1 protein-coding gene is annotated in these 1,008 nt (G+C 49.1%); it reads right to left on the reverse strand.

The annotated features are described in order from the left end of the window. Positions 1-59 precede the first annotated feature (59 nt). The coding region (locus ED605_RS11300) for an IS30 family transposase (RefSeq protein WP_121978999.1) at positions 60-1,008 on the reverse strand (949 nt) is incomplete at its 5' end.

Raw genomic sequence — 1,008 nt, forward strand, 5'->3', positions numbered from 1 at the left:
CCTCGATTGTCAAGTTAAGTGCAACACTAACGGCCTATTCTTATAATTGGTCTAGGAAGTTAAACCAGTTGTGGCATAACATCTGCTGGACAACTATAGCTTAAACAGCGGCGGGGACGGTGATTCAGTGTGTCTTGAACCAACTGCAGATCCACTAATGAAAGGTTTTTAAAGGAATGTCCCTTGGGGAAGAACTCTCTTAATTGACCATTTACATTCTCATTAGTGCCCCGTTCCCAGGGAGAATATGGATGGGCAAAGTAGATTTCCGTTCCTTTAACCTGATTTAAACTAGCGAATTCCGAACCGTTGTCAAACGTGATCGTCCGAAAGTTTTCCGCACCGTAATCATCAATCGTATCTTGGAGGGCCTGCCGGCAAGTCTCTGCCCGGTAATCAGGTAATTTAACGATAATTTCCATCCGGCTAACCCGCTCAGTTAACGTCATTAAAGCTGGTTCGGACTCAACCCGTTTGGCTTTCACTAAGTCGCCTTCCCAATGGCCCAACTCCTGACGTTTCTGAACCACTGCGGGCCGGTCTTCAATGGATTGTCCAAGCCTTTTTTTATTCAGGCGGGCATGTCGGTGACTCGGGCGCTTAACGCGGCGACGTAGCTTCATGGGTAAATCATAGTTGTGAAGCTCCGAGAGCTTGCCAGCCTCGATATACCGATAGACTGTCGCCGTTGATGGGCAGGGAAAGCCGGGGTAATGAGCTTTGAAATAGTGGACATACGTATCGACACTGAAAACTCGTGGCTTGGCTTTTAAAGCTTTTGGCAGGGACTTGAAGAACACGGCAGCCCGCTGTAGTAACCCCCTGGGGTGACACTTGGCCCGTTGTTCTCGATAATTAGCTGCCCCGCGCTCGGCAAAGTAGCCCTCATACGAACAATGTTTCTGGGAATCAATCTGGGTGGTTAACCCGCGTTTTAATTCACGAGAAATGGTGCTGGGGCTCCGGTGAAGCTGGCTGGCAATCTGACGAACGCCGAACCCTAATCGA

Origin of the sequence: Lentilactobacillus raoultii, assembly GCF_900411375.1 — a bacterium.
In the GTDB taxonomy this organism is placed as follows: domain Bacteria; phylum Bacillota; class Bacilli; order Lactobacillales; family Lactobacillaceae; genus Lentilactobacillus; species Lentilactobacillus raoultii.